Here is an 18,063-nt window from a genome sequence, read left to right as displayed (position 1 = left end):
CCTTCGGTCGATCGTCCGCGTCGTGAGTGCGCGGACGAGGTAGGGGTCGGTCGTCCAGGTCGATGGCCCGGACAGGCGGTCGGCTGCGGTCCGAGTCCCCGCTCGAGACCCGTTCACAGGCCGATCCGCAGGGTCGCGATCGAGGGAAACACCGCGAAACAAACTGTCACCGGAAGGATCAGGAAGACCACGGGCACCATCATGAGAACCTCCTTGCGCCCACCCGACTCCATGAGCGCCCGGCGACCCGCCTCTCTCACGTCCTGCGCCTGGGCACGCAGGACGTCCGCGAGCGGCGTCCCCCGCTCGACGGCCACGGCGACCCCCTCGGCGAAGCGCGTGAGGCTGCTCAACGCGGTCCGGTCCGCGAGCCCCTCGAGCGCGCGGGCCAGCGGCACCCCCGAGCGGACCATCGAGAGCGTCAGCGCGAGCTCGCTCGACAGCTCACCGCGGGCCATGGTCGCGACGCGTTCCATCGCCGCGACCGGCCCCTCCCCCGCTCCGACCGACAGCGCGAGCAGCTCCGCGATCGTGGGGAACTCCATGAGCATGCGTTCCTCCCGTCGGGCGACCTGCCGCGAGAGCCGGTAGTCGCAGCCGAGGAGACCGCCCAGGCCGCAGAAGGCGACGAGGGCCGCCAGGACCACGGGCGACGAGCCCCTCGTCGCCGCCAGGAGCAGGGCCAGGAGAAGGCCGCCGACCAGTCCGAGCGCTGCCCACACGACCTGCTGGGCCCGGAACTGGTCGACGCTCTCGAGGCGTCCCGCCTGGTCGAGGCGGCGGCGAAGCACCGCACGGGTCGACCCGAACCGTTCGAGGCCCCGTCCGGCCTCGGCGAGCCACGGGCCCACGAGTCGGTCGAGGGACGGGAAGGCGGATCGCGTCGACGACTCCTGCAACAGGGCCGACGTGGTGCCGAGCACGCGCAGGTAGGGTCCGACCCGTTCGTCCAGGCGGATCCGCCGGGCCCGCACGCGCGCGATCACCAGGAGCAGCCCGCACCCGAGCAACGCTCCTGCCCCGGCGCCGAGCCACGACGCCTCCACCCCACCTGTTCCGCTCACCGCAGGACCCGCACTTCCTCGGGCAGCCGCCCGATCCGACGCATCACCTGATAGGCCACGACCGAGGTGAGGGCACCGGCCCCGAGCACGACGGCCCCCTGGAACGAGCCGTACGCCTGCGCGGTCTCCGGTCGAGTGGCCAGCAGCGCGAGGACGACCCACGGACCGGCCACCGCGAGACGGGCACCGTTCACGGTCCACGACTGGCGTGCCTCGAGCTCTCCTCGCGTCCTGGCGTCCTCACGCAGGAACATGGCCAGCGTGCGCAAGAGCTTGCCGAGGTCCGTGCCGCCCACCTCTCTCGTCATGCGCAACGCCTCGACGATGCGGTCCGCGACAGGATCTGCCAGCCGTGCCTTGAGCGCGTCGAGGCAGTCGCCGAAGCGTCCGCTCGCCCGGAAGTCCTGGGCGAAGCGCGCGAACGGTTCGCGCAGCTCGACGGGGCCACGTTCCCCGAGCTGACCCACGGCCTCCGGCAACGAGAGTCCTGCCCGCACCCCGGACGCCAGGTGGTCCACGACCTCGGGCCACACGTCCCGCAGGCTCGAGCGGCGCCGTCGGGCCCGTGAACGCACCAGCGCCAGAGGTGCGGCGGCCGCCATCGACGCGAAGCACACCGCGACGGGCAGCGCCCGGGTGAGCCCGAGCACGACCAGCAGGACGAAGGCACCGAGCACCACGCTCGCGCCGACCAGCGCACGCGGCGTGACGGTCGGGACCCCGGCGAGCACCAGGAGGTCCTGCGTCTTCGCCGACCAACCGTCGGTCCGACGGGGCGGGCGAGGAGTCGGTTCCCACCAGGCCCACCACACGCAGAACACCCCGACCCCGAGCAGCAGGCCCACCATGACGCCCACGTCAGCGGACCTCCCCCGCGCGCGAGCCGGCCAGGAGCGCCGCGAGGTCGATCCCCGCCCGCGCGAACCGTTCCTCCGCGGGCGGGAAGCCGTCACCACGGACGAGGTTCCCCCCGGTCCTGTGGAAGAGGTCCGAGGTCTCGACCACTCCCTGCTCCACCCGCCCGGGAATCCCGACGATCTCCCGGACCTGGCGCCGGCCGTCGGCGGTCACGCCCAGGTGGACCACGACGTCGACGGCACCGGCGACCGTCGGGACGACGAAGCGGTCCGAGACGTTCTCCCCGGCCAGCAGCGGCAAGGTGCACATCTTGGAGATCGCCTCGCGCGCCGAGTTCGCGTGGATCGTGCACATCCCGGGAACACCCGCGTTCAACGCGATGAGCAGGTCGAAGCTCTCGGCTTCCCGCACCTCTCCGATGACGATCCGGTCCGGCCGCATGCGCAGCGCCTCCTTGACCAGCCGCCGCAACGGGATCTCCCCCGTGCCCTCGAGACTGGGTTGACGACACTGCATCGAGACGATGTCGCGCACCGCGAAGCGCAGCTCGAACACCTCCTCGCACGTGATGACCCTCTCGTGGGCGGGGATCGACCCGGCGAGCGCGTTGAGCATGGTCGTCTTGCCCGCCTGGGTGGCGCCCGCCACGAGGACGTTGAGACCGGCCCTCACCGCTGCGTGCAGGAACGCCGCGGCGTGCGGCGTCAGCGAACCGAGGCGCACCAGGTGCTCGAGGTGCGAGGCGCGCACGACGTGCTTGCGGATGTTCACGGCGAAGTGCTCGCGCGTGACGTCCGGGATCACGACGTGCAACCGTTCGCCCCCGGGCAGCGCGGCGTCCACGAAGGGGCTCGAGAGGTCCAGGCGCCGACCCGAGGACTTGAGCATCTGCTCGACGAGGTCCCGGACCTGGGCGCTCGTGAGGATGGTCGAGGTGAGCTCGGCGTTCCCGCCGCGCGCGACGAAGACCTGCGCGGGCGAGTTGATCCACACCTCTTCGACCTCCGGGTCGTCGAGGTACTTCTGGAGGGGGCCGAGCCCCGCGACGGCGTCGAGGACCGCCTTGACGGCACCCGGGACGTCGGCGAGCGGCGGCACGACCCCGAGCGCGGTCCGGGTGTCGTAGTCGGCGAGGGCGTCGGCGACGAGCTGGTCGATCCCCGGCTTGTCGCGCAGCGGGTCCACGCCTCGACGGCGGATCAGCTCGCGGACCTCGCGCTCGAGGATCGCCACGCCTGCGGTGCTCATCGTCGTGCCACGCTCCCCTGCGTCCCTGCGCGCCCCCCGCGCAGTCGACCACCCGGCGGGGTGGTTGCGCGCCGAGACTAGGGCACGACCGGCCGGGTCCGCACCCACCCCTGTGGACAACTCGCGACGACCCGCGGGATCTCGCGGTTCGCCCGACGGCCGATGTCCGAAGTGTGGTCACGGCGCCGCACGCTCCGGGCAGGGCAGCAGCGCGGGGCGCCACGGCGAGCACCGCCCCGGCATAGGGTCGGCGCATGTCGTCGAACTCCCCTTCGGACCCCCGCCACGCCCGGCCGCAGGAGCCGCGGCCGGCACCGCTCCACGAACAGCACCGCGAGCCGCGGCCTCGGGTCCCCGGCCGCTGGCGTGCCGCGGCCGCCGCGACGGGCCTGCTGCGCCCCGACGGCTCGGTGGCCTCGACGATCTTCGCCGAGATGACGAACCTGGCCCTGCGCACGGGCGCGATCAACCTGGGGCAGGGCTTCCCCGACGTGGACGGCCCGCACGCGATCAAGGAGGCCGCGATCCGCGCGATCGAGAACGGTCACAACCAGTACCCGCCGGGCACGGGCATCCCGGAGCTGCGTCGGGCGGTCGCGGAACACCAGCGCCGCCACTACGGCCTCGAGCTGGACCCGGACACCGAGGTCCTGGTCACCACGGGCGCCACGGAGGCGCTCGCCGCGACGATCCTGGCTCTCGCGGGTCCGGGCGACGAGGTCGTGACCCTGGAGCCCTTCTACGACTCGCACGCGGCGTGCATCGCGCTCGCCGGCGCGACGCACGTGACGGTGCCGCTGCACCCGACCCCGGACGGCTTCCGCCTCGACCCCGCGCAGGTGCGTGCCGCCGTCGGGCCGCGGACGCGGTTGATCCTGGTCAACACGCCGCACAACCCGACGGGGACGGTCCTGACGCGCGCCGAGCTCGAGGTGGTCGCGGAGGCGGCGCGGTCCGTGGACGCGGTCGTCGTGACGGACGAGGTCTACGAGCACCTCGTGTACGACGACGCGGTGCACGTGCCCGTCGCGACCCTGCCGGGCATGGCCGAGCGCACGATCACCATCTCGTCCGCGGGCAAGACCTTCTCGTTCACGGGCTGGAAGATCGGCTGGCTGCACGGGCCCGCGCACCTCGTCGAGGCCGTGCGGACCGTCAAGCAGTTCCTGACGTACACGTCGGGCTCGCCGTTCCAGCCCGCGATCGCGCAGGCCCTGGCCGACGACGAGGCGCCGCGCGCCCTGGCCGCGTCCCTCGCGGCCCGCCGTGACCTGCTGTGCGAGGGCCTGGTGTCCGCGGGCTTCGAGGTGGTCGTGCCGCGGGGCACGTACTTCGTGGTCGCCGACGGCGCGCCCCTCGGCTTCGAGGACGGCACCGAGCTGTGCCGCCGTCTGCCCGAGCTGGCGGGAGTCGTGGGCGTGCCCGTGAGCGCGTTCTGCCGCGCCCCAGGGGTTGCCCCCGGGGACACGGCAGCCACCGGCCCGACGACGGCTCTCGCCCTGGCCTCGCGCGTGCGCTTCACGTTCGTCAAGCGCGAGGACGTGCTCCGCGAGGCGGTCTCCCGCCTCGCGGCACTGCGCTGACGCGCGGTCAGGGCGGGCAGACCCCTTCGAGGAGCGGCGGCGGGGTGGCCGTGGTGCCGGTGTCGGCGGGCGGCGCGACCTCGCCGGTCGCCCCTCCGCCCGCCGCTGCTCCGGCGTCGGGAGCGACGGCACCGGTGTCGGGGGCCGCTGCGCCCGTGTCGGGGGCGGTCACGCCCGCGTCCGCAGGGGGTGCGGCCGTCTCGTGCCCGGGCGGCGGCTCGTCGGCGGCCATGCGGGCCCAGATCGCCTGGGCGTCCTTGGTCCACACGACCCGGTTCTTGTCGTTCGGCGCCTCGACGACGGGCAGCGGCGTGAAGACGATCTCGGACGGGTTGATGTCCTTGAGCGAGAAGGCGAGCCCGGCGAGCGAGTCGAGGCCCGCGAGGTTGGGGCTCGCGCTGATCGAGGAGAGCACGGCCTTGATGAGGCCGTAGAGCTGCGGGGTGTCGGTGATGATGTTCTTCGACAGGAGCTCTCGCATCATCGAGTCCATGAACGCCTGCTGACGGGCGATGCGGGCCAGGTCGCTGCCCATCTCGAGGCCCATGCCGCTGCCCTTGCGTGCGCGCAGGAAGCTGATCGAGGTGCGACCGTCGAGCACCTGCTCGCCCGCCGCGATGTTGAGGTCCCGCGAGTGCGCGCCGCCCACGACCGGCTCCGGGAAGCACATCCGCACGCCTCCGAGCGCGTCGACGACCCCGATGACCCCGGTCATCTTGACCACGACGTGGTCGGTGATCGTCAGCCCGGTCAGGTCCTGGACCGTCGTGATGGTGCACGCCGCGGCGCCCACCATGTCGTCCACGCCCCCGGAGCCGATCTCGAACGCGGAGTTGAACATCGCGTCGTTCTGCTTGCGCGTCGTCCTGCCGTCGGAGAGGTTGCACGCGGGGATGTCGACGAGCGAGTCGCGCGGGATGGAGACGACCTCGATCCGGCTGCGGTCGCCCGAGATGTGCACCACGAAGGTGGTGTCGGAGCGCATGCCCTCCTCCGCCCCGGCGAGCTCCGCGTTCTCCTCGTCGCGGTAGTCGGTCCCCATCACGAGGATGTTGAGCGCCTTGCCCGCGTACGGGTCGTCCGGGTCGCGCGGCGGTTCGGGCGCCGTCGGCGGGTCGACCAGACCCGACACGTCGCTGACCGTGACCGCCGACTGCCAGTCCATGTAGGCGGCGGCACCGCCGACGACGCCGAAGGCGAGGCCCGCGGTGGTGACGAGTCCGATGGCACGAAGGACCTTGTGCGTGCGCTGCGAGCGCGCGTGATGAGGGCCGCTCTTCGAGGCGGTCTTCGGGCTGGGCATGAGACGAGCCTAGGGCCACCGCACGGGTAAGGCCTTCGTGTCGTGCAAAGGAAATGTGAAGTGTCCTGTGGGATCTGCTGGCCGGCGGGCCTCTCCGACGGCTCTGCGAGGCCGTTCTCGGGCCGTTCTCGGGCCGTTCTGCGTCCGGTGGACCGGGTTCAGGCGGGCAGGTGCCAGCCGCCCTTGCGGAAGGCGGGCGTGGCGAGCCCGAGGACGAGCAACGACGCCACGACGGCCCCGAGCATGACCGAGCTCATGGCGACGGCATCGCCCCCGAGAACACCCACGAGCGGGCTCACGAGCCCCGCGACCCCGGCCTGGAACGCCCCGATGACCGCCGCGGCCGTCCCTGCCCGCTCGCCGTGCCGGGTCAGCGCGAGCGCCGAGGCGTTGGCGGGGATGAGCCCCTGGAGGGCGAGCGTGAGCCAGAGCGCGGCCAGGAGCCCGAGGAGCCCGCCCGCGCCCGTGAGCGCCACGACGAGCAACCCGACCGCGAACACCCCCTGGAGCACGAGGGCCGCCCGGAGGATCCGGATGGGAGCGACGCGCCGCACGAGCGAGGCGTTGACCTGTGCCGAGATCACGAGCCCGATCCCGTTGACGGCGAAGAGCGCCGCGAACTGCTGGTGCGTGAGCCCGTAGCCCTCCTGCAGGACGAAGGGCGACCCGACGACGTAGCTCATGAGGACGGCCATGCCGAGGCCCGGGAGGACGGCCAGCGCGACGAAGTGGCGGTCCTTGAAGAGGGTTCCGTAGCCGCGGAAGACGGTTCCGACCCCACCGCTCTGGCGACGCTCGGTCTCGAGGGTCTCGGGCATGAACCGCAGCACGATCAGCCCCAGGACGAGGCCCAGGACCGCGAGCACCCAGAACACCCAGCGCCAGTCGCCGTGGCCGGCGACGAACGAGCCGATGGTCGGTGCGAGGAGCGGCGCGAGGCCGATGACGAGCATGAGCCGCGACAGGATCCTGGCGGCGTCCGAGCCGGTGAACCGGTCGCGGATCACGGCGATCGACACGACCTGGGCCGAGGCGTTGAAGAAGCCCTGGAGGACGCGCAGGACGATGAGCCAGCCGATCGTCGGCACGACCGCGCACAGGACCGAGGTCACGACGTGCAGCGCGAGCCCGATGATGACGGGCGCCCGACGCCCGTAGCGGTCGGAGAGCGGGCCGATCACGAGCTGCCCGAACGCACCGCCGACGAGCATCCCCGCCAGGGTGAGCTGGGCGAGGGCGGGGCTGGCGTCCAGGTCCGCGGCGACGTCGGGCAGGGACGGCAGGTACATGTCGACCGTGAACGCCGGGAGCGTCGCGAGCGCGCCGAGCAGCAGGACCCACTTGACGGTGGAGCGGCCGGGGCGCCGGGCCGTGGCACGCCCCTCGCTGTCCTTCGACGGCGCCGGCGGGGTGGGTGCAGTTCCTGCCGGGGGTGTCTCCATGGGTTCGATCATAACGATTCGACGATTGCCCAGGCACACCGTGTCCCGACCCCCGGGTGGCCGGGGCCCGCGGGTCGCGACCGCCCGGGCCCCGGGCACGATCAGGAACCCGCGAAGAACCACGCCGCACCGAGCGGGGCGAGGGCCAGGAGGGGGACGGCCCACGTGACGAGCGACGAGAGGAACCGCGCACCCGCACCCCGCCCCTCCTCCGCCTGCTCCCCTGCGGCGGTGACCGGCGGGACGACGGGGTCGTCCAAGGTGCCCCGGCGAACCTGGACGACGCTCCAGACCGTGCCCGCGGCGAGCGTCAGCGCCCCCACCGCCCCGGCCGGCGCTGCGGGCACCGCGACGATCACCCCGTCCAGCAGGACGGCTCCGACGCCGAGCGATCCCGTCAGGAGCGTGACGACGAGCCACGACACGACCGGCCGGTCGAGGACGTGGCGCAGGACCGTCGCGCTGTGGCGCGCGACGAGCAGACCGGCGACGCAGAGCCCCGCGACCATGCACAGCATGCCGACAGTGAGTCCGACCGTCGCTCCCGTCCCGCCCGTCCGCCAGGCCCTGACGACCTCGCCCCCTCCCCACCCGAGGACGAGCATCCCCAGGACCTGGGTCCCGACGGGCCCGAGGACCGTCACGAGCTCCCACCGCCCCGCGGGCTGCGCGGGCAGGTCGAGGTCGTGCGCGTAGGCCACCGGGTCGCCGAACGCGTCGGCAGCCGTCTCGCCGCTCTCGACGCAGTGGGACTCGACCTCCGCGAGCGCAGCTCCGAGCACGTCGCCGGGGACGTCGAGCAGGCGCAGCTCGATCACGAACGCTTCGGCCCACTTCTCCTCGACGTGAGGGGCGAGGCGACGCTCGATCTCGTAGCGCACGGCGGAGCGCTTGTCGCTCAGGGGGATCATCGGTTCTCCTCGGTCGGTCGGGGCAGGCGGGGGGCGCCGGCGCCCCCGGCGCCGGCGCCGGCGACGAGGTCGCGGGTGGTGCGGGTGAAGGCTTCCCAGAGGGTCGAGCGCTGCGTCAGCTCGTGCCGGCCGGTCTCTGTGAGGTCGTAGTACTTGCGCCCGGGTCCCCCGTCGCCCGCGCGCCACTCGACGGTCACGAGTCCTGCGGCCTCGAGCCGTGCGAGGAGCGGGTAGAGGGTGCCGCCCTTGATGGTGCCGAGCCCGCCGTCGGCGAGCCGCGCGGCGATGGCGTACCCGTAGGTGGGGCCGTCGGCGAGGATGCGCAGCACGCACACGTCGAGGACGCCGCGCAGCCACTCGCTGGGCCAGGTGTTCTCGGACATGGCTAGATCGTCTCGCCAACTAGTCAGCCTGTCAACCTAGTAGCAGCGGGGCCCGACGGCGCCGCTCGCCCCGCGCGCTCCGGGTCGGCTCGCGGTCCGCTCCCGGTCCGCAGCGCACGGCGTGGGTGGCACGAGGCATCCTGGAAGGCATGTGCGGACGCTATGCCTCCTTCCGGGACGCCCAGGACCTCGCCGACGAGTTCGCGATCGCCGACCTCGCCGACGACGCGCGACTCCTCCCGCCGTCCTGGAACGTCGCCCCGACCGACCCCGTGCGGATCGTGGTCGAGCGCGCGGCCAAGGACTCGGGCGAGGTCCGCCGGTCCCTGCGCGTGGCCCGCTGGGGCCTCGTGCCGAGCTGGGCCAAGGACCCCGGGGTCGGGGCGCGCATGATCAACGCGAGGTCGGAGACGCTGCTCGACAAGCCCGCGTTCGCCAAGCCGTTCGCGGCGCGGCGCTGCCTCGTGCCCGCCGACGGGTACTACGAGTGGCGACGGATCGAGACTCCCCCGGCCGAGGGCTCGACCGCCCGCCGGCCGAAGGTCACCAAGCAGCCGTTCTTCATCCACCCCGACGGGCCCTCGGTCGCGGCCTTCGCGGGCCTCTACGAGTTCTGGCGGGACCCCACCAAGGCCGACGACGACCCCGCCCGGTGGCTCGTGTCGACGACCATCGTCACGACCGCCGCGGCCCCGGCTCTCGCATCGATCCACGACCGCATGCCGCTCGCTCTCGCCCCGGACCGGTGGGACGCGTGGCTCGACCCGTCCGTCGGCAAGGACGAGGCCGCCGGGCTGCTCGTCACCCCCGAGGTCCGCATGGAGGCCCGTGAGGTCGCGCCGCTCGTCAACAGCGTCGCGAACGACGGCCCGGAGCTCGTCCGCGCGGTCTGAGCCCCCTCGGCGTCAGCACGCGCAGCGCGTGCGGGCCGTCAGCCCTTGTACGCCCACTGCAGGCGCACGGGCTCGATGACCCCGAGCCCGTGCACCTCGCGCTCGGGCTGCGCGGTCAGCGCGAACCGCGAGTCCCTGGCCAGCAGGGCCGCGGTCTCCCGGTCCATCAGCACGGTCGCGGGCTCGGCGATCTCGGTGAGTCGCGAGGCCAGGTTCACCGACGGTCCGAACACGTCGCCGAAGCGGGAGAGCACCCGGCCCCAGACCAGGCTGACCCGCACGGGCGGGACCTCCACGCCCTCGCCGGCCCGCTCGCCCTCCTCGGCGAGCCCCAGCGCGACCTTGGCGCCGGTCGCGACGTCGTCGGCGACGTAGAGGACCGCGTCACCGATGGTCTTGACGACCCGGCCCCCCGCAGCCGTGATGATGTCGCGCGCACGGGTCTCGAAGAGCTGGACGAACTCCGCGAGCTCGCTCGACCCGAGGCCCGCGGTGCGCTTGGTGAAGGACACGATGTCCGCGAAGCCCACGGCGCGCGGCAGCGGCAGCGCCTGCGAGTCGGTGACGTCCCCGGCGCGCGCCTCGGAGAACTCGACCGTGAACCGCGCGGCCACGGCCGCGAGCTGACGACGCCACGCGTGACGCAGCTGGGTCTCCAGGACGGGGGCGAGGTCCGGCAGGCGGTCGAGCACGAGCAGACGGGCGCTCGTGTCGTCGAGGTCGAACCGCTTGGTCATGTGCTCGACGAGGGCCTCGACCTGCCACAGCACGAGCCGCTCGGTCGTGTGCCCCATCGAACGGATGAGCGTCGTGAGCGACCTGTCGTCGAACTTCTCGTGCTCCGCGACCGAGTAGATCTCCTCGAGGGCGACCGCGTCGTCGTCGGTGAACATCTGCTCCTGCTGCTCCGTGATGGGCAGCCCGAGCGCCTGCCAGTACGAGCGCACCTGCCTCTCGGTGAGCCCGGCTCGCTCCGCCAGGCCCTCGACCGTCAGGGCACGGGGCCCACCCAGGAGCGCCTCGTCGAGGTCCGCCTCGACCGGCGACGGAGCCGAGGGGGCCGAGGGGGCCGAGGGTGAACCGCCGGCCCCGACGATCGCGGAGAGCGCCGCCGCGTCCTCTCGACGCTCCAGCCGACTCTCCCCCGCAGCCTCGGTCGTCTCGATGGTCTCGATGGTCTCGTCGGCTGCCTCAGGGATGTCGTGCGTCACAGAGCGATCCTAGTTCAGGGGGACCTCGCGCTCCGGCGCTCCCAGCCGGAGGTGGTGCACGTCGCCGCTGTGCAGCACCCGGGTCGTCCCGTCCTGCTCCCGCACGAGCAGCGAACCGTCCGGGCCGAACCCGTACGCCTCCCCGGTCACCTGGCCGCCTCCCGTGAGATCGACCCGCACGTGCGCCCCGAGCGTCGCACTGACCTCGGCGCACTCCTCGGCGAGCCCGGCCTCGGCGGCGTCACCGCCCGCGTCCTGCCACCGACCGAAGGTCTGCGCGAACGACTCCTCGAGCGCGGTCAGCAGGACCTCGCGGTCGGTCGTCGCGGCCCCGACCAGGGCGAGGGACGTCGCCGAAGGGACCGGGAGCTCGTCCTCGACCTGCAGGACGTTGAGCCCGACGCCCACGATCGCTCCGCCGTCGGGCAGGAGCTCGCACAGGATGCCCGCGACCTTGCGGTACGTCCCCCACCCGGCCACCTCGGCGACGGCCCCCGCCTCCGGTGCGGGCACGAGCACGTCGTTGGGCCACTTGACCACGGCCTCGACGCCCGCGGTCGCGCGCAGGCACCGGACCGTCGCGAGGCCCGCGAGCAGCGGCAACCAGCTCAGCCGCTCGCGAGGCACGTCGGGACGCAGCAGGAGCGATCCCGTCAGCGCGGTCCGCGCGGGCGTCTGCCACGCGCGGCCCGAGCGCCCCCGCCCGGCCACCTGGTGCTCCGCCACGAGCAGCGCGGGCGCGGGCCAGGCCCGCGGGTCGGCAGCCACGGCGGCGGCCAGCTCGGAGTTCGTCGAGGCCGACTCCGCCACGACCTCGAGCCGGGCGAGCGGGCCGTGCGGGGCCACGAGCAGGTCCGCCAGGAAGCCGGGGCGCAGCGCTGGGTGGTCGGCAGTCGTCATGTGCCCATCATGCACGCGCACGTGCCGCGCGCGGCAGAGGCGACACCTTGTGGGAACCCTCCAACGTCTGCGGCCACGCCGGTGCGATCCCTCGCACCCTCTTGGTCCCACCCACCAACTAGGCTCGGCTGCGTGAACGAACCTGTCGCCGGCACCACCCCGGCCCCCACCGGTCAGCTCATCGGCACCGCAGCGAAGCTCGCCGACCTCGACCGTCGGCGCGCCGAGGCGACGGTCGCCCCCGAGGAGGCCGCGCGCACCAAGCAGCACGCCCGGAACAAGAAGACGGCCCGCGAGCGCATCGAGGCACTGCTCGACGAGGGCAGCTTCGTCGAGCTCGACGCGTTCGCCAAGCACCGCTCGGTGAACTTCGGGCTCGAGAAGAAGCGCCTCGCGGGCGACGGCGTGGTCGTGGGCCACGGCACGGTCGACGGTCGCCAGGTGTGCATCTACTCGCAGGACTTCACGGTCTTCGGCGGGAGCCTCGGCGAGGTGCACGGCCAGAAGATCACCAAGGTCCAGGACCTCGCGCTGCGCACGGGCGTCCCGCTCATCGGGATCTCGGACGGCGGCGGCGCGCGCATCCAGGAGGGCGTCGCGGCCCTGACCCAGTTCGCGGAGATCTTCCGGCGCAACGTCGCGGCCTCGGGCGTGATCCCGCAGATCTCGCTCATCCTGGGGCCGAGCGCGGGCGGCGCCGTGTACTCCCCCGCCCTCACCGACTTCATCGTCATGGCCGACCAGACGTCGAACATGTTCATCACGGGTCCCGACGTGATCCGGGCGGTCACGGGCGAGGACGTGGGCTTCGAGGAGCTGGGTGGGGCCCGCACGCACAACGAGCGCTCGGGCGTCGCGCACTACATGGGCAGCGACGAGGACGACGCGATCGACTACGTGCGCCACCTCATCGGCTACCTGCCGCAGAACAACCTCTCGGACGCCCCGAGCTTCGTCCCCGAGGACGCCGAGCTCGAGGTGACCGAGGAGGATCTCGAGCTCGACGCGCTGATCCCGGACTCCGACTCGCAGCCCTACGACATGCGCACCGTGATCGAGCACGTCCTGGACGACGGCGACTTCCTCGAGGTCCAGCCGCTGTTCGCGAAGAACGTGATCATCGGGTTCGGGCACGTCGAGGGCCAGTCGGTCGGCGTCGTCGCGAACCAGCCCCTCGCGATGGCCGGCACGCTCGACATCGACGCGGCCGAGAAGGCGGCGCGCTTCGTGCGCACGTGCGACGCGTTCAACCTCCCGGTCCTGACCCTGGTCGACGTGCCCGGCTTCCTGCCGGGGGTCGACCAGGAGCACCAGGGCATCATCCGGCGCGGGGCCAAGCTCATCTACGCGTACGCCGAGGCCACGGTCCCGCTCGTCACGCTCATCACGCGCAAGGCGTACGGTGGCGCGTACATCGTCATGGGCTCCAAGCAGCTCGGCGCGGACGTGAACCTGGCCTGGCCCACGGCCCAGATCGCGGTCATGGGGGCCGGTGGCGCGGTCAACGTCCTCCAGCGCGGCGCCCTGAGGTCCGCGGCGGAGGCAGGACTGGACGTGGACGCCGAGCGTGCCCGCCTGGTCGCCGAGTACGAGGAGGCCATCGTGAACCCGTGGGACGCGGCCGAGCGTGGCTACGTCGACGCGGTCATCCGCCCGTCGGAGACCCGCGTGCAGGTCGTGCGTGCGCTGCGCGCCCTGCGCACCAAGCGTGCGAGCCTGCCCCCCAAGAAGCACGGGAACATCCCGCTGTGACCCCGGGACAGCCCCCGGCACCGCAACCGAACGACGACAACCACCGCGAGGACGACATGCCAGACCAGCAGCACGGCGACGACCACGCAGGACACGGCCACGAGCACGCCGACGGCGGCCACGACGGCGAGTCGCACGGCCCCACGCCCCTCGGTCCTGTCGACGAGGCCCCGATGCACGAGGCCGTGGACGCCCTGGCCGCGGCCCTGCACGAGTACGTCGGCACAGCGGTCGGGGTGCGCGCCGAGTTCGGCGCCTCCGAGGCCGACGAGGACCCCCGGGTCCTCGCGCTCGAGGCGGCGATCGGCGCGCTCAACGCCCGGCTCTACGACGCGCTCCACGACTCGCTCGGCATGCACCCGGACCTGAGCTCGCTCGTGTGGGGCACCGAGGACGACCTCGGCCCCGGGACCGACGCCGACGCGCCGCCCGCCCCCGAGGTCGCCGAGCCGTTCTACCTGGGCTTCGTCGTGGGCCCGGGCCAGACCCCCGACACGTCGCTCGACTCCGTGATCGACTTCCTCGACAACGCGGGCGAGCAGGTCGTGGCCGCGCTCGTCGAGTCGGGCTTCGACGTCCCCGAGTGGGCCGCCTCGCGCGGCGAGGCCGCGGACTTCGACGGGTACGGCGACGCGGACGACGAGGCGCCGGGGGGCGCCCTGTGAGCGAGACCGGCGCGGCGTCGTCGGGCCGGGAGCTGCGCGTGGTGCGCGGCGCCCCCGACGACCTCGAGGTCGCGGCACTGGTCGCGGGGCTCGCCGCCGCGGCGGCGGCTTCGCACGTGCCCGACGACGAGGCGCCCCTGCCCGAGTGGACGAACCGGTCGCGCGGCCTGCGCGGCACGGGGTCGGGCGCGACGGCCAAGAGCTTCGGCGGGCGCTCGGGCAGGCACAACGCCGACGCCTGGCGGTGGAGCCTGCAGTCATGAGCCAGGCCACGACCGTCCTGGTCGAGCTCGCGGGCGACCCGGGGGACGTCGAACGTCCGCTCGCACCGGACGCCCCGCTCCCGCCCCTGCCCCCGCGCACCGGCTGGCGCCGGTGGGCGTGGATCGTCCCGACCGTCCCCACGGTCGCGCTCATCGCCTACCAGCAGCTCGCGCCCTCCCAGGGCTGGCCCCTGCCCGCGGCGGTGCTGGCGGTCCTGACCGTCCTGCTGCTGCTCGTCGCGGTCCTCGCTCTCGCGCGCTACCTCGACGACCGCGACGCGCAGCGCGAGTCGCGCGCACGGGACGCCCTGCTCGCGGCCGCCGAACGCACCACGGGCTCGGTGCTCGTCGACAGCGCGGCCGGGTCCGGCGAGGCCGCAGCGGCCGCAGCCACGAGCCGGGCCCCCGACGGCGCCACGCACCTGGGGGGTCGGCTCACGTTCTCCGTCGACCGTCTTCCCGTCCGCGCACCGTTCACGGTGCTCGTGCCGGCGGGCACGGCCGGCCCGCGCTCGGGCGACCCCGTCGCCGTGTGGTACCCCCGCGGCACCGACGGGCGACCGCGCGTCGTGCTCGTGCGCTACCAGCGCGCGTGGGCCGACGACCTGCTCGCGGCCATGCACCCGGGCCGGGCCGACGGCAGGGCCCCGACGGCCGGGGAGACGACGGCCGAGGGTCCGACGTCCGCCGACGGCGGACCCGACGGACCCGACGAGCCCGCCGCGGCCTCGAACCAGGACGTCCTGGCGGCCCTCGGCCGGGCCGGGGCCGAGCACCCCCGCCTGGCGGCCGAGGTGGTCGCCCCCACGGACGCGTGGCGGACCCTGCGCGTCGACCTCTCGCTCCCGGGCAGCGTGCGGTCCGTCCTCGTGTTCGAGGACGACGAGGAGCTCGTGTGCCTCGGACCGGACGGGGGCAGCCCGGTCCCGCTCGACACCCTCGACCCGGCCGAGGTCCTCGAGCTGGCCGAGCGGCTCCTGCGAGCCGACTGATCATCCTCCCGGACGACGCCCGGCCGGCTACCGCGCAGTAACCTCTACCGGGTGACCTCACCCACCGCGCCGGCCGAGCCCGGCACCCCCACCGCCCGGACCCCCCGCACGCCCACGGCGATCGACGCGATCGCCGACGCCTACGTGCGCACGGTCGCCGACCTGAACCCGCTCGCAGCCACCGCCATGGGCCTCGCCGGGTACGACCACCTCATGACCGACCTGTCGCCCGCCGGGTACGAGGCCCTCGCGGCCGCGGACCGCGCCGTGCTGGCCCAGCTCGCGGACGCCGACCCCGTCGACGACGTCGACCAGGTCACGCTCGCGGCGATGCGCGAGCGCATCGGGCTCTCGCTCGAGCTGCACGAGGCGGGCGAGGACCTCGCGATGCTCAACAACATCGCGTCCCCGCTCCAGGAGCTGCGCGACATCTTCGACATGATGCCCACCGGCACCCTCGAGGCGTGGGAGAACGTCGCAGCCCGGCTCGCAGCACTGCCCGGTGCCATGGACGGCTACATCGCCTCGCTGACCACCGCCGCCGAGCGCGGCAACGTCGCGGCGATCCGCCAGGTCCGCGAGGGCGTCAAGCAGGCCCGCGAGCTCGCCGACCCCGAGTCCTCGTTCTTCGTGGAGTTCGTCCGGGGCGAGGCCGCCGCCGCCGTGCTCGACGAGTCGTCGGCATGCTCGCTGGTCCGCAAGGAGCTCGAGCTCGGTGCCGCGGGTGCCCTGGCCGCCTACGCGAAGCTCGCCGACTTCCTCGAGAACGAGCTCGCACCCCAGGCCCCCCTGGCCGACGGCGTCGGGCGTGAGCGCTACGCCCTGGCCTCGCGCGCCTTCCTCGGCGCCGAGGTCGACCTCGAGGAGACCTACCGCTGGGGTCTCGAGGAGCTCGCGCGCGTGGTCGCCGAGCAGGAGGCCGTCGCGGCACAGATCGCCGGTCCCGGTGCCACGGTCGAGGAGGCCGTCGCGGCCCTCGACGCCGACCCGAGCCGCAAGCTCGACGGCACCGAGGCGCTGCGCGCCTGGATGCAGGAGACCTCGGACGCCGCGATCGCGGCGCTGAACGGCGTGCACTTCGACATCCCGACCCCGGTCCTGGACCTCGAGTGCATGATCGCCCCGACCCAGACCGGCGGGATCTACTACACGCCGCCGAGCGACGACTTCTCGCGGCCCGGGCGCATGTGGTGGTCCGTCCCGCCGGGCGTGACGGAGTTCAACACCTGGCGCGAGAAGACGACCGTCTACCACGAGGGCGTCCCGGGTCACCACCTCCAGTGCGGCCAGGCCGTCGCCGCGCGCGACACCCTCAACTCGTGGCGCCGGCTCGCCTGCTGGGTCTCGGGCCACGGCGAGGGCTGGGCCCTGTACGCCGAGCGGCTCATGGCCGACCTGGGCTACCTCGACGACCCGGGCGACCGGCTCGGGATGCTCGACGGCCAGCGCATGCGCGCGGCCCGCGTCGTGCTCGACATCGGGGTCCACCTCGGGCTCGACGCACCGGAGGAGTGGCGCGGCGACTCCGAGGACCCCCGCTGGGACGCCGACAAGGCCTGGGAGTTCCTCAAGGCCAACGTCAACATGGACGAGTCGTTCGTGCGTTTCGAGCTCAACCGCTACCTCGGGTGGCCGGGCCAGGCCCCGTCGTACAAGGTCGGGCAGCGCCTGTGGGAGCAGACCCGCGACGCAGCCCGTGCCGCCGCCGAGGCACGCGGCGAGGAGTTCGACGTCAAGGCGTTCCACGAGCGCGCCCTGAACCTCGGCTCGGTCGGCCTCGACGTCCTGCGCGGAGCGCTCAGGTGACGGCTACGACGACGACCCCGGACTCCGCTCCGCCCGTCCGGCTCCTGCTCGCCTCGCAGTCCCCCGCCCGCCTCGCGACCCTGCGCTCCGCGGGGGTCAGGCCCGAGGTCCAGGTCTCGGGCCTCGACGAGGACGCCGTCCTGGAGTCGGCCACGGCTCGGTTCGGCGCGCTCGACCCCGCCGACGCGGTGCTCGTCCTCGCCCAGGCCAAGGCCGAGGAGGTCGCCCAGGTCCTCTCGCGCGAGGCGCGTGAGCGCGACGAGGCGAGCGACGTCGTCGGGCCGGAGGAGATCGCGCCCGTCGTGGTGGGCTGCGACTCCATGCTCGAGTTCGGGGGCGCGGTCCACGGCAAGCCCCGGGACGCCGCCGAGGCGACCGAGCGCTGGCGCGCGATGCGCGGCAAGGCAGGCGTGCTCCACACCGGGCACTGGCTCGTCGACCTGCGCGACCCGCAGGACGGCGGCAGCGGCGCCACCCTCGGGGCCACGAGCTCCACGACGGTCCACTTCGCCGACCTCTCCGACGCCGAGATCGCGGCCTACGTCGCGACGGGCGAACCCCTCGCGGTCGCGGGCGCGTTCACGGTCGACGGACTGGGCGGGGCGTTCGTCGAGAGCATCGAGGGCGACCACCACGGCGTGGTGGGGATCAGCCTGCCGCTCGTGCGCGAGCTGCTCGGCGAGATCGGCGTGGCCTGGACCGACCTCTGGTCCTGAGGCCCGCCCGGCCCGGCGACACCCGGGCCACGGCCCGCCAGGCGGCCCGACCGCTCCTCCCGCTCGTGCGCTC

17 protein-coding genes are annotated in these 18,063 nt (G+C 73.7%); 8 read left to right on the top strand and 9 right to left on the bottom strand.

What is annotated here, in order from left to right; all coding sequences use genetic code 11:
• Positions 1-113: 113 nt before the first annotated feature.
• The 3 genes from JOD49_RS18390 to JOD49_RS18380 are packed head-to-tail and all read right to left on the bottom strand — an operon-like array spanning position 114 to position 3,170.
• Positions 114-1,064, bottom strand: a complete 951-nt coding sequence (locus JOD49_RS18390) for a type II secretion system F family protein (protein ID WP_307822636.1) — start codon at positions 1,062-1,064, stop codon at positions 114-116.
• On the bottom strand, positions 1,061-1,921 hold the full coding sequence (locus JOD49_RS18385; protein ID WP_205308450.1) for a type II secretion system F family protein: 861 nt from the start codon (positions 1,919-1,921) through the stop codon (positions 1,061-1,063). Before JOD49_RS18385 ends, JOD49_RS18390 begins: the two co-directional genes overlap by 4 nt.
• Before the next feature lies 1 nt (position 1,922).
• Positions 1,923-3,170: a TadA family conjugal transfer-associated ATPase gene (locus tag JOD49_RS18380; RefSeq protein WP_205308449.1), complete on the bottom strand. Its 1,248-nt coding sequence runs from the start codon at positions 3,168-3,170 to the stop codon at positions 1,923-1,925.
• Positions 3,171-3,424: 254 nt separating this feature from the next.
• Here JOD49_RS18380 and JOD49_RS18375 point away from each other — a divergent pair, with 254 nt between their 5' ends.
• Positions 3,425-4,753 carry a pyridoxal phosphate-dependent aminotransferase gene (locus JOD49_RS18375; RefSeq protein WP_205308448.1) on the top strand — a complete coding sequence of 443 codons (1,329 nt, stop codon included), beginning with the start codon at positions 3,425-3,427 and terminating at the stop codon, positions 4,751-4,753.
• A gap of 7 nt (positions 4,754-4,760) precedes the next feature.
• Here JOD49_RS18375 and JOD49_RS18370 read toward each other — a convergent pair whose 3' ends face one another.
• From JOD49_RS18370 to JOD49_RS18355, 4 genes are all read right to left on the bottom strand, one after another.
• The gene (locus tag JOD49_RS18370) at positions 4,761-6,056 is read right to left on the bottom strand and encodes an LCP family protein (protein ID WP_205308447.1); all 1,296 of its coding nucleotides are present in this window, start codon (positions 6,054-6,056) and stop codon (positions 4,761-4,763) included.
• A 158-nt stretch (positions 6,057-6,214) separates the two neighbouring features.
• Positions 6,215-7,498, bottom strand: coding sequence for a multidrug effflux MFS transporter (locus JOD49_RS18365; RefSeq protein ID WP_307822635.1), 1,284 nt, complete (start codon positions 7,496-7,498; stop codon positions 6,215-6,217).
• 101 nt (positions 7,499-7,599) lie between these two features.
• Positions 7,600-8,409: a hypothetical protein gene (locus JOD49_RS18360; protein ID WP_205308445.1), complete on the bottom strand. Its 810-nt coding sequence runs from the start codon at positions 8,407-8,409 to the stop codon at positions 7,600-7,602.
• Entirely contained in the window at positions 8,406-8,792 is a 387-nt protein-coding gene (locus JOD49_RS18355; protein ID WP_205308444.1) for a PadR family transcriptional regulator, read from the bottom strand. Before JOD49_RS18355 ends, JOD49_RS18360 begins: the two co-directional genes overlap by 4 nt.
• 149 nt (positions 8,793-8,941) lie before the next feature.
• Between JOD49_RS18355 and JOD49_RS18350 the strand changes: the two genes are divergently transcribed.
• On the top strand, positions 8,942-9,685 hold the full coding sequence (locus tag JOD49_RS18350; RefSeq protein WP_205308443.1) for an SOS response-associated peptidase: 744 nt from the start codon (positions 8,942-8,944) through the stop codon (positions 9,683-9,685).
• Positions 9,686-9,723: 38 nt separating this feature from the next.
• On the opposite strand, the gene JOD49_RS18345 is transcribed toward JOD49_RS18350, so the two are convergent.
• Together JOD49_RS18345 and JOD49_RS18340 are read right to left on the bottom strand one after the other, a co-directional pair.
• Positions 9,724-10,896 (bottom strand): adenylate/guanylate cyclase domain-containing protein, encoded by a 1,173-nt coding sequence (locus JOD49_RS18345; RefSeq protein WP_307822634.1) that lies wholly within the window; start codon positions 10,894-10,896, stop codon positions 9,724-9,726.
• A gap of 9 nt (positions 10,897-10,905) precedes the next feature.
• Positions 10,906-11,796 (bottom strand): biotin--[acetyl-CoA-carboxylase] ligase, encoded by an 891-nt coding sequence (locus JOD49_RS18340; RefSeq protein ID WP_205308442.1) that lies wholly within the window; start codon positions 11,794-11,796, stop codon positions 10,906-10,908.
• A gap of 132 nt (positions 11,797-11,928) precedes the next feature.
• Between JOD49_RS18340 and JOD49_RS18335 the strand changes: the two genes are divergently transcribed.
• From JOD49_RS18335 to JOD49_RS18310, 6 genes are read left to right on the top strand one after another with little or no spacing between them, the layout of a single operon-like run.
• Entirely contained in the window at positions 11,929-13,548 is a 1,620-nt protein-coding gene (locus tag JOD49_RS18335) for an acyl-CoA carboxylase subunit beta (protein ID WP_307822633.1), read from the top strand.
• Between the two features lie 56 nt (positions 13,549-13,604).
• Complete coding sequence (locus tag JOD49_RS18330; RefSeq protein WP_239525256.1) at positions 13,605-14,213, top strand: hypothetical protein; 609 nt, start codon at positions 13,605-13,607, stop codon at positions 14,211-14,213.
• Positions 14,210-14,476: an acyl-CoA carboxylase epsilon subunit gene (locus JOD49_RS18325; protein ID WP_205308440.1), complete on the top strand. Its 267-nt coding sequence runs from the start codon at positions 14,210-14,212 to the stop codon at positions 14,474-14,476. The genes JOD49_RS18330 and JOD49_RS18325 overlap by 4 nt, the downstream gene beginning before the upstream one ends.
• A complete protein-coding gene (locus JOD49_RS18320; protein WP_205308439.1) occupies positions 14,473-15,468 on the top strand; it encodes a hypothetical protein in 996 nt (331 codons plus the stop codon). The genes JOD49_RS18325 and JOD49_RS18320 overlap by 4 nt, the downstream gene beginning before the upstream one ends.
• A 51-nt stretch (positions 15,469-15,519) precedes the next feature.
• On the top strand, positions 15,520-17,274 hold the full coding sequence (locus JOD49_RS18315) for a DUF885 domain-containing protein (RefSeq protein ID WP_205308438.1): 1,755 nt from the start codon (positions 15,520-15,522) through the stop codon (positions 17,272-17,274).
• A complete protein-coding gene (locus tag JOD49_RS18310; RefSeq protein ID WP_205308437.1) occupies positions 17,271-17,990 on the top strand; it encodes a Maf family protein in 720 nt (239 codons plus the stop codon). Before JOD49_RS18315 ends, JOD49_RS18310 begins: the two co-directional genes overlap by 4 nt.
• The last annotated feature ends 73 nt before the right edge of the window (positions 17,991-18,063 follow it).

Origin of the sequence: Oerskovia jenensis, from assembly GCF_016907235.1 — a bacterium.
In the GTDB taxonomy this organism is placed as follows: domain Bacteria; phylum Actinomycetota; class Actinomycetes; order Actinomycetales; family Cellulomonadaceae; genus Oerskovia; species Oerskovia jenensis.
This window is presented reverse-complemented; position numbering and strand designations above follow the sequence as displayed.

Coding starts and splice junctions, on each gene's coding strand:
- JOD49_RS18380 (WP_205308449.1), bottom strand. CDS start 3,170: ATGAGCACCGCAGGCGTGGCGATCCTCGAGCGCGAGGTCCGCGAGCTG.
- JOD49_RS18375 (WP_205308448.1), top strand. CDS start 3,425: ATGTCGTCGAACTCCCCTTCGGACCCCCGCCACGCCCGGCCGCAGGAG.
- JOD49_RS18370 (WP_205308447.1), bottom strand. CDS start 6,056: ATGCCCAGCCCGAAGACCGCCTCGAAGAGCGGCCCTCATCACGCGCGC.
- JOD49_RS18365 (WP_307822635.1), bottom strand. CDS start 7,498: ATGGAGACACCCCCGGCAGGAACTGCACCCACCCCGCCGGCGCCGTCG.
- JOD49_RS18360 (WP_205308445.1), bottom strand. CDS start 8,409: ATGATCCCCCTGAGCGACAAGCGCTCCGCCGTGCGCTACGAGATCGAG.
- JOD49_RS18355 (WP_205308444.1), bottom strand. CDS start 8,792: ATGTCCGAGAACACCTGGCCCAGCGAGTGGCTGCGCGGCGTCCTCGAC.
- JOD49_RS18350 (WP_205308443.1), top strand. CDS start 8,942: ATGTGCGGACGCTATGCCTCCTTCCGGGACGCCCAGGACCTCGCCGAC.
- JOD49_RS18340 (WP_205308442.1), bottom strand. CDS start 11,796: ATGACGACTGCCGACCACCCAGCGCTGCGCCCCGGCTTCCTGGCGGAC.
- JOD49_RS18330 (WP_239525256.1), top strand. CDS start 13,605: ATGCCAGACCAGCAGCACGGCGACGACCACGCAGGACACGGCCACGAG.
- JOD49_RS18320 (WP_205308439.1), top strand. CDS start 14,473: ATGAGCCAGGCCACGACCGTCCTGGTCGAGCTCGCGGGCGACCCGGGG.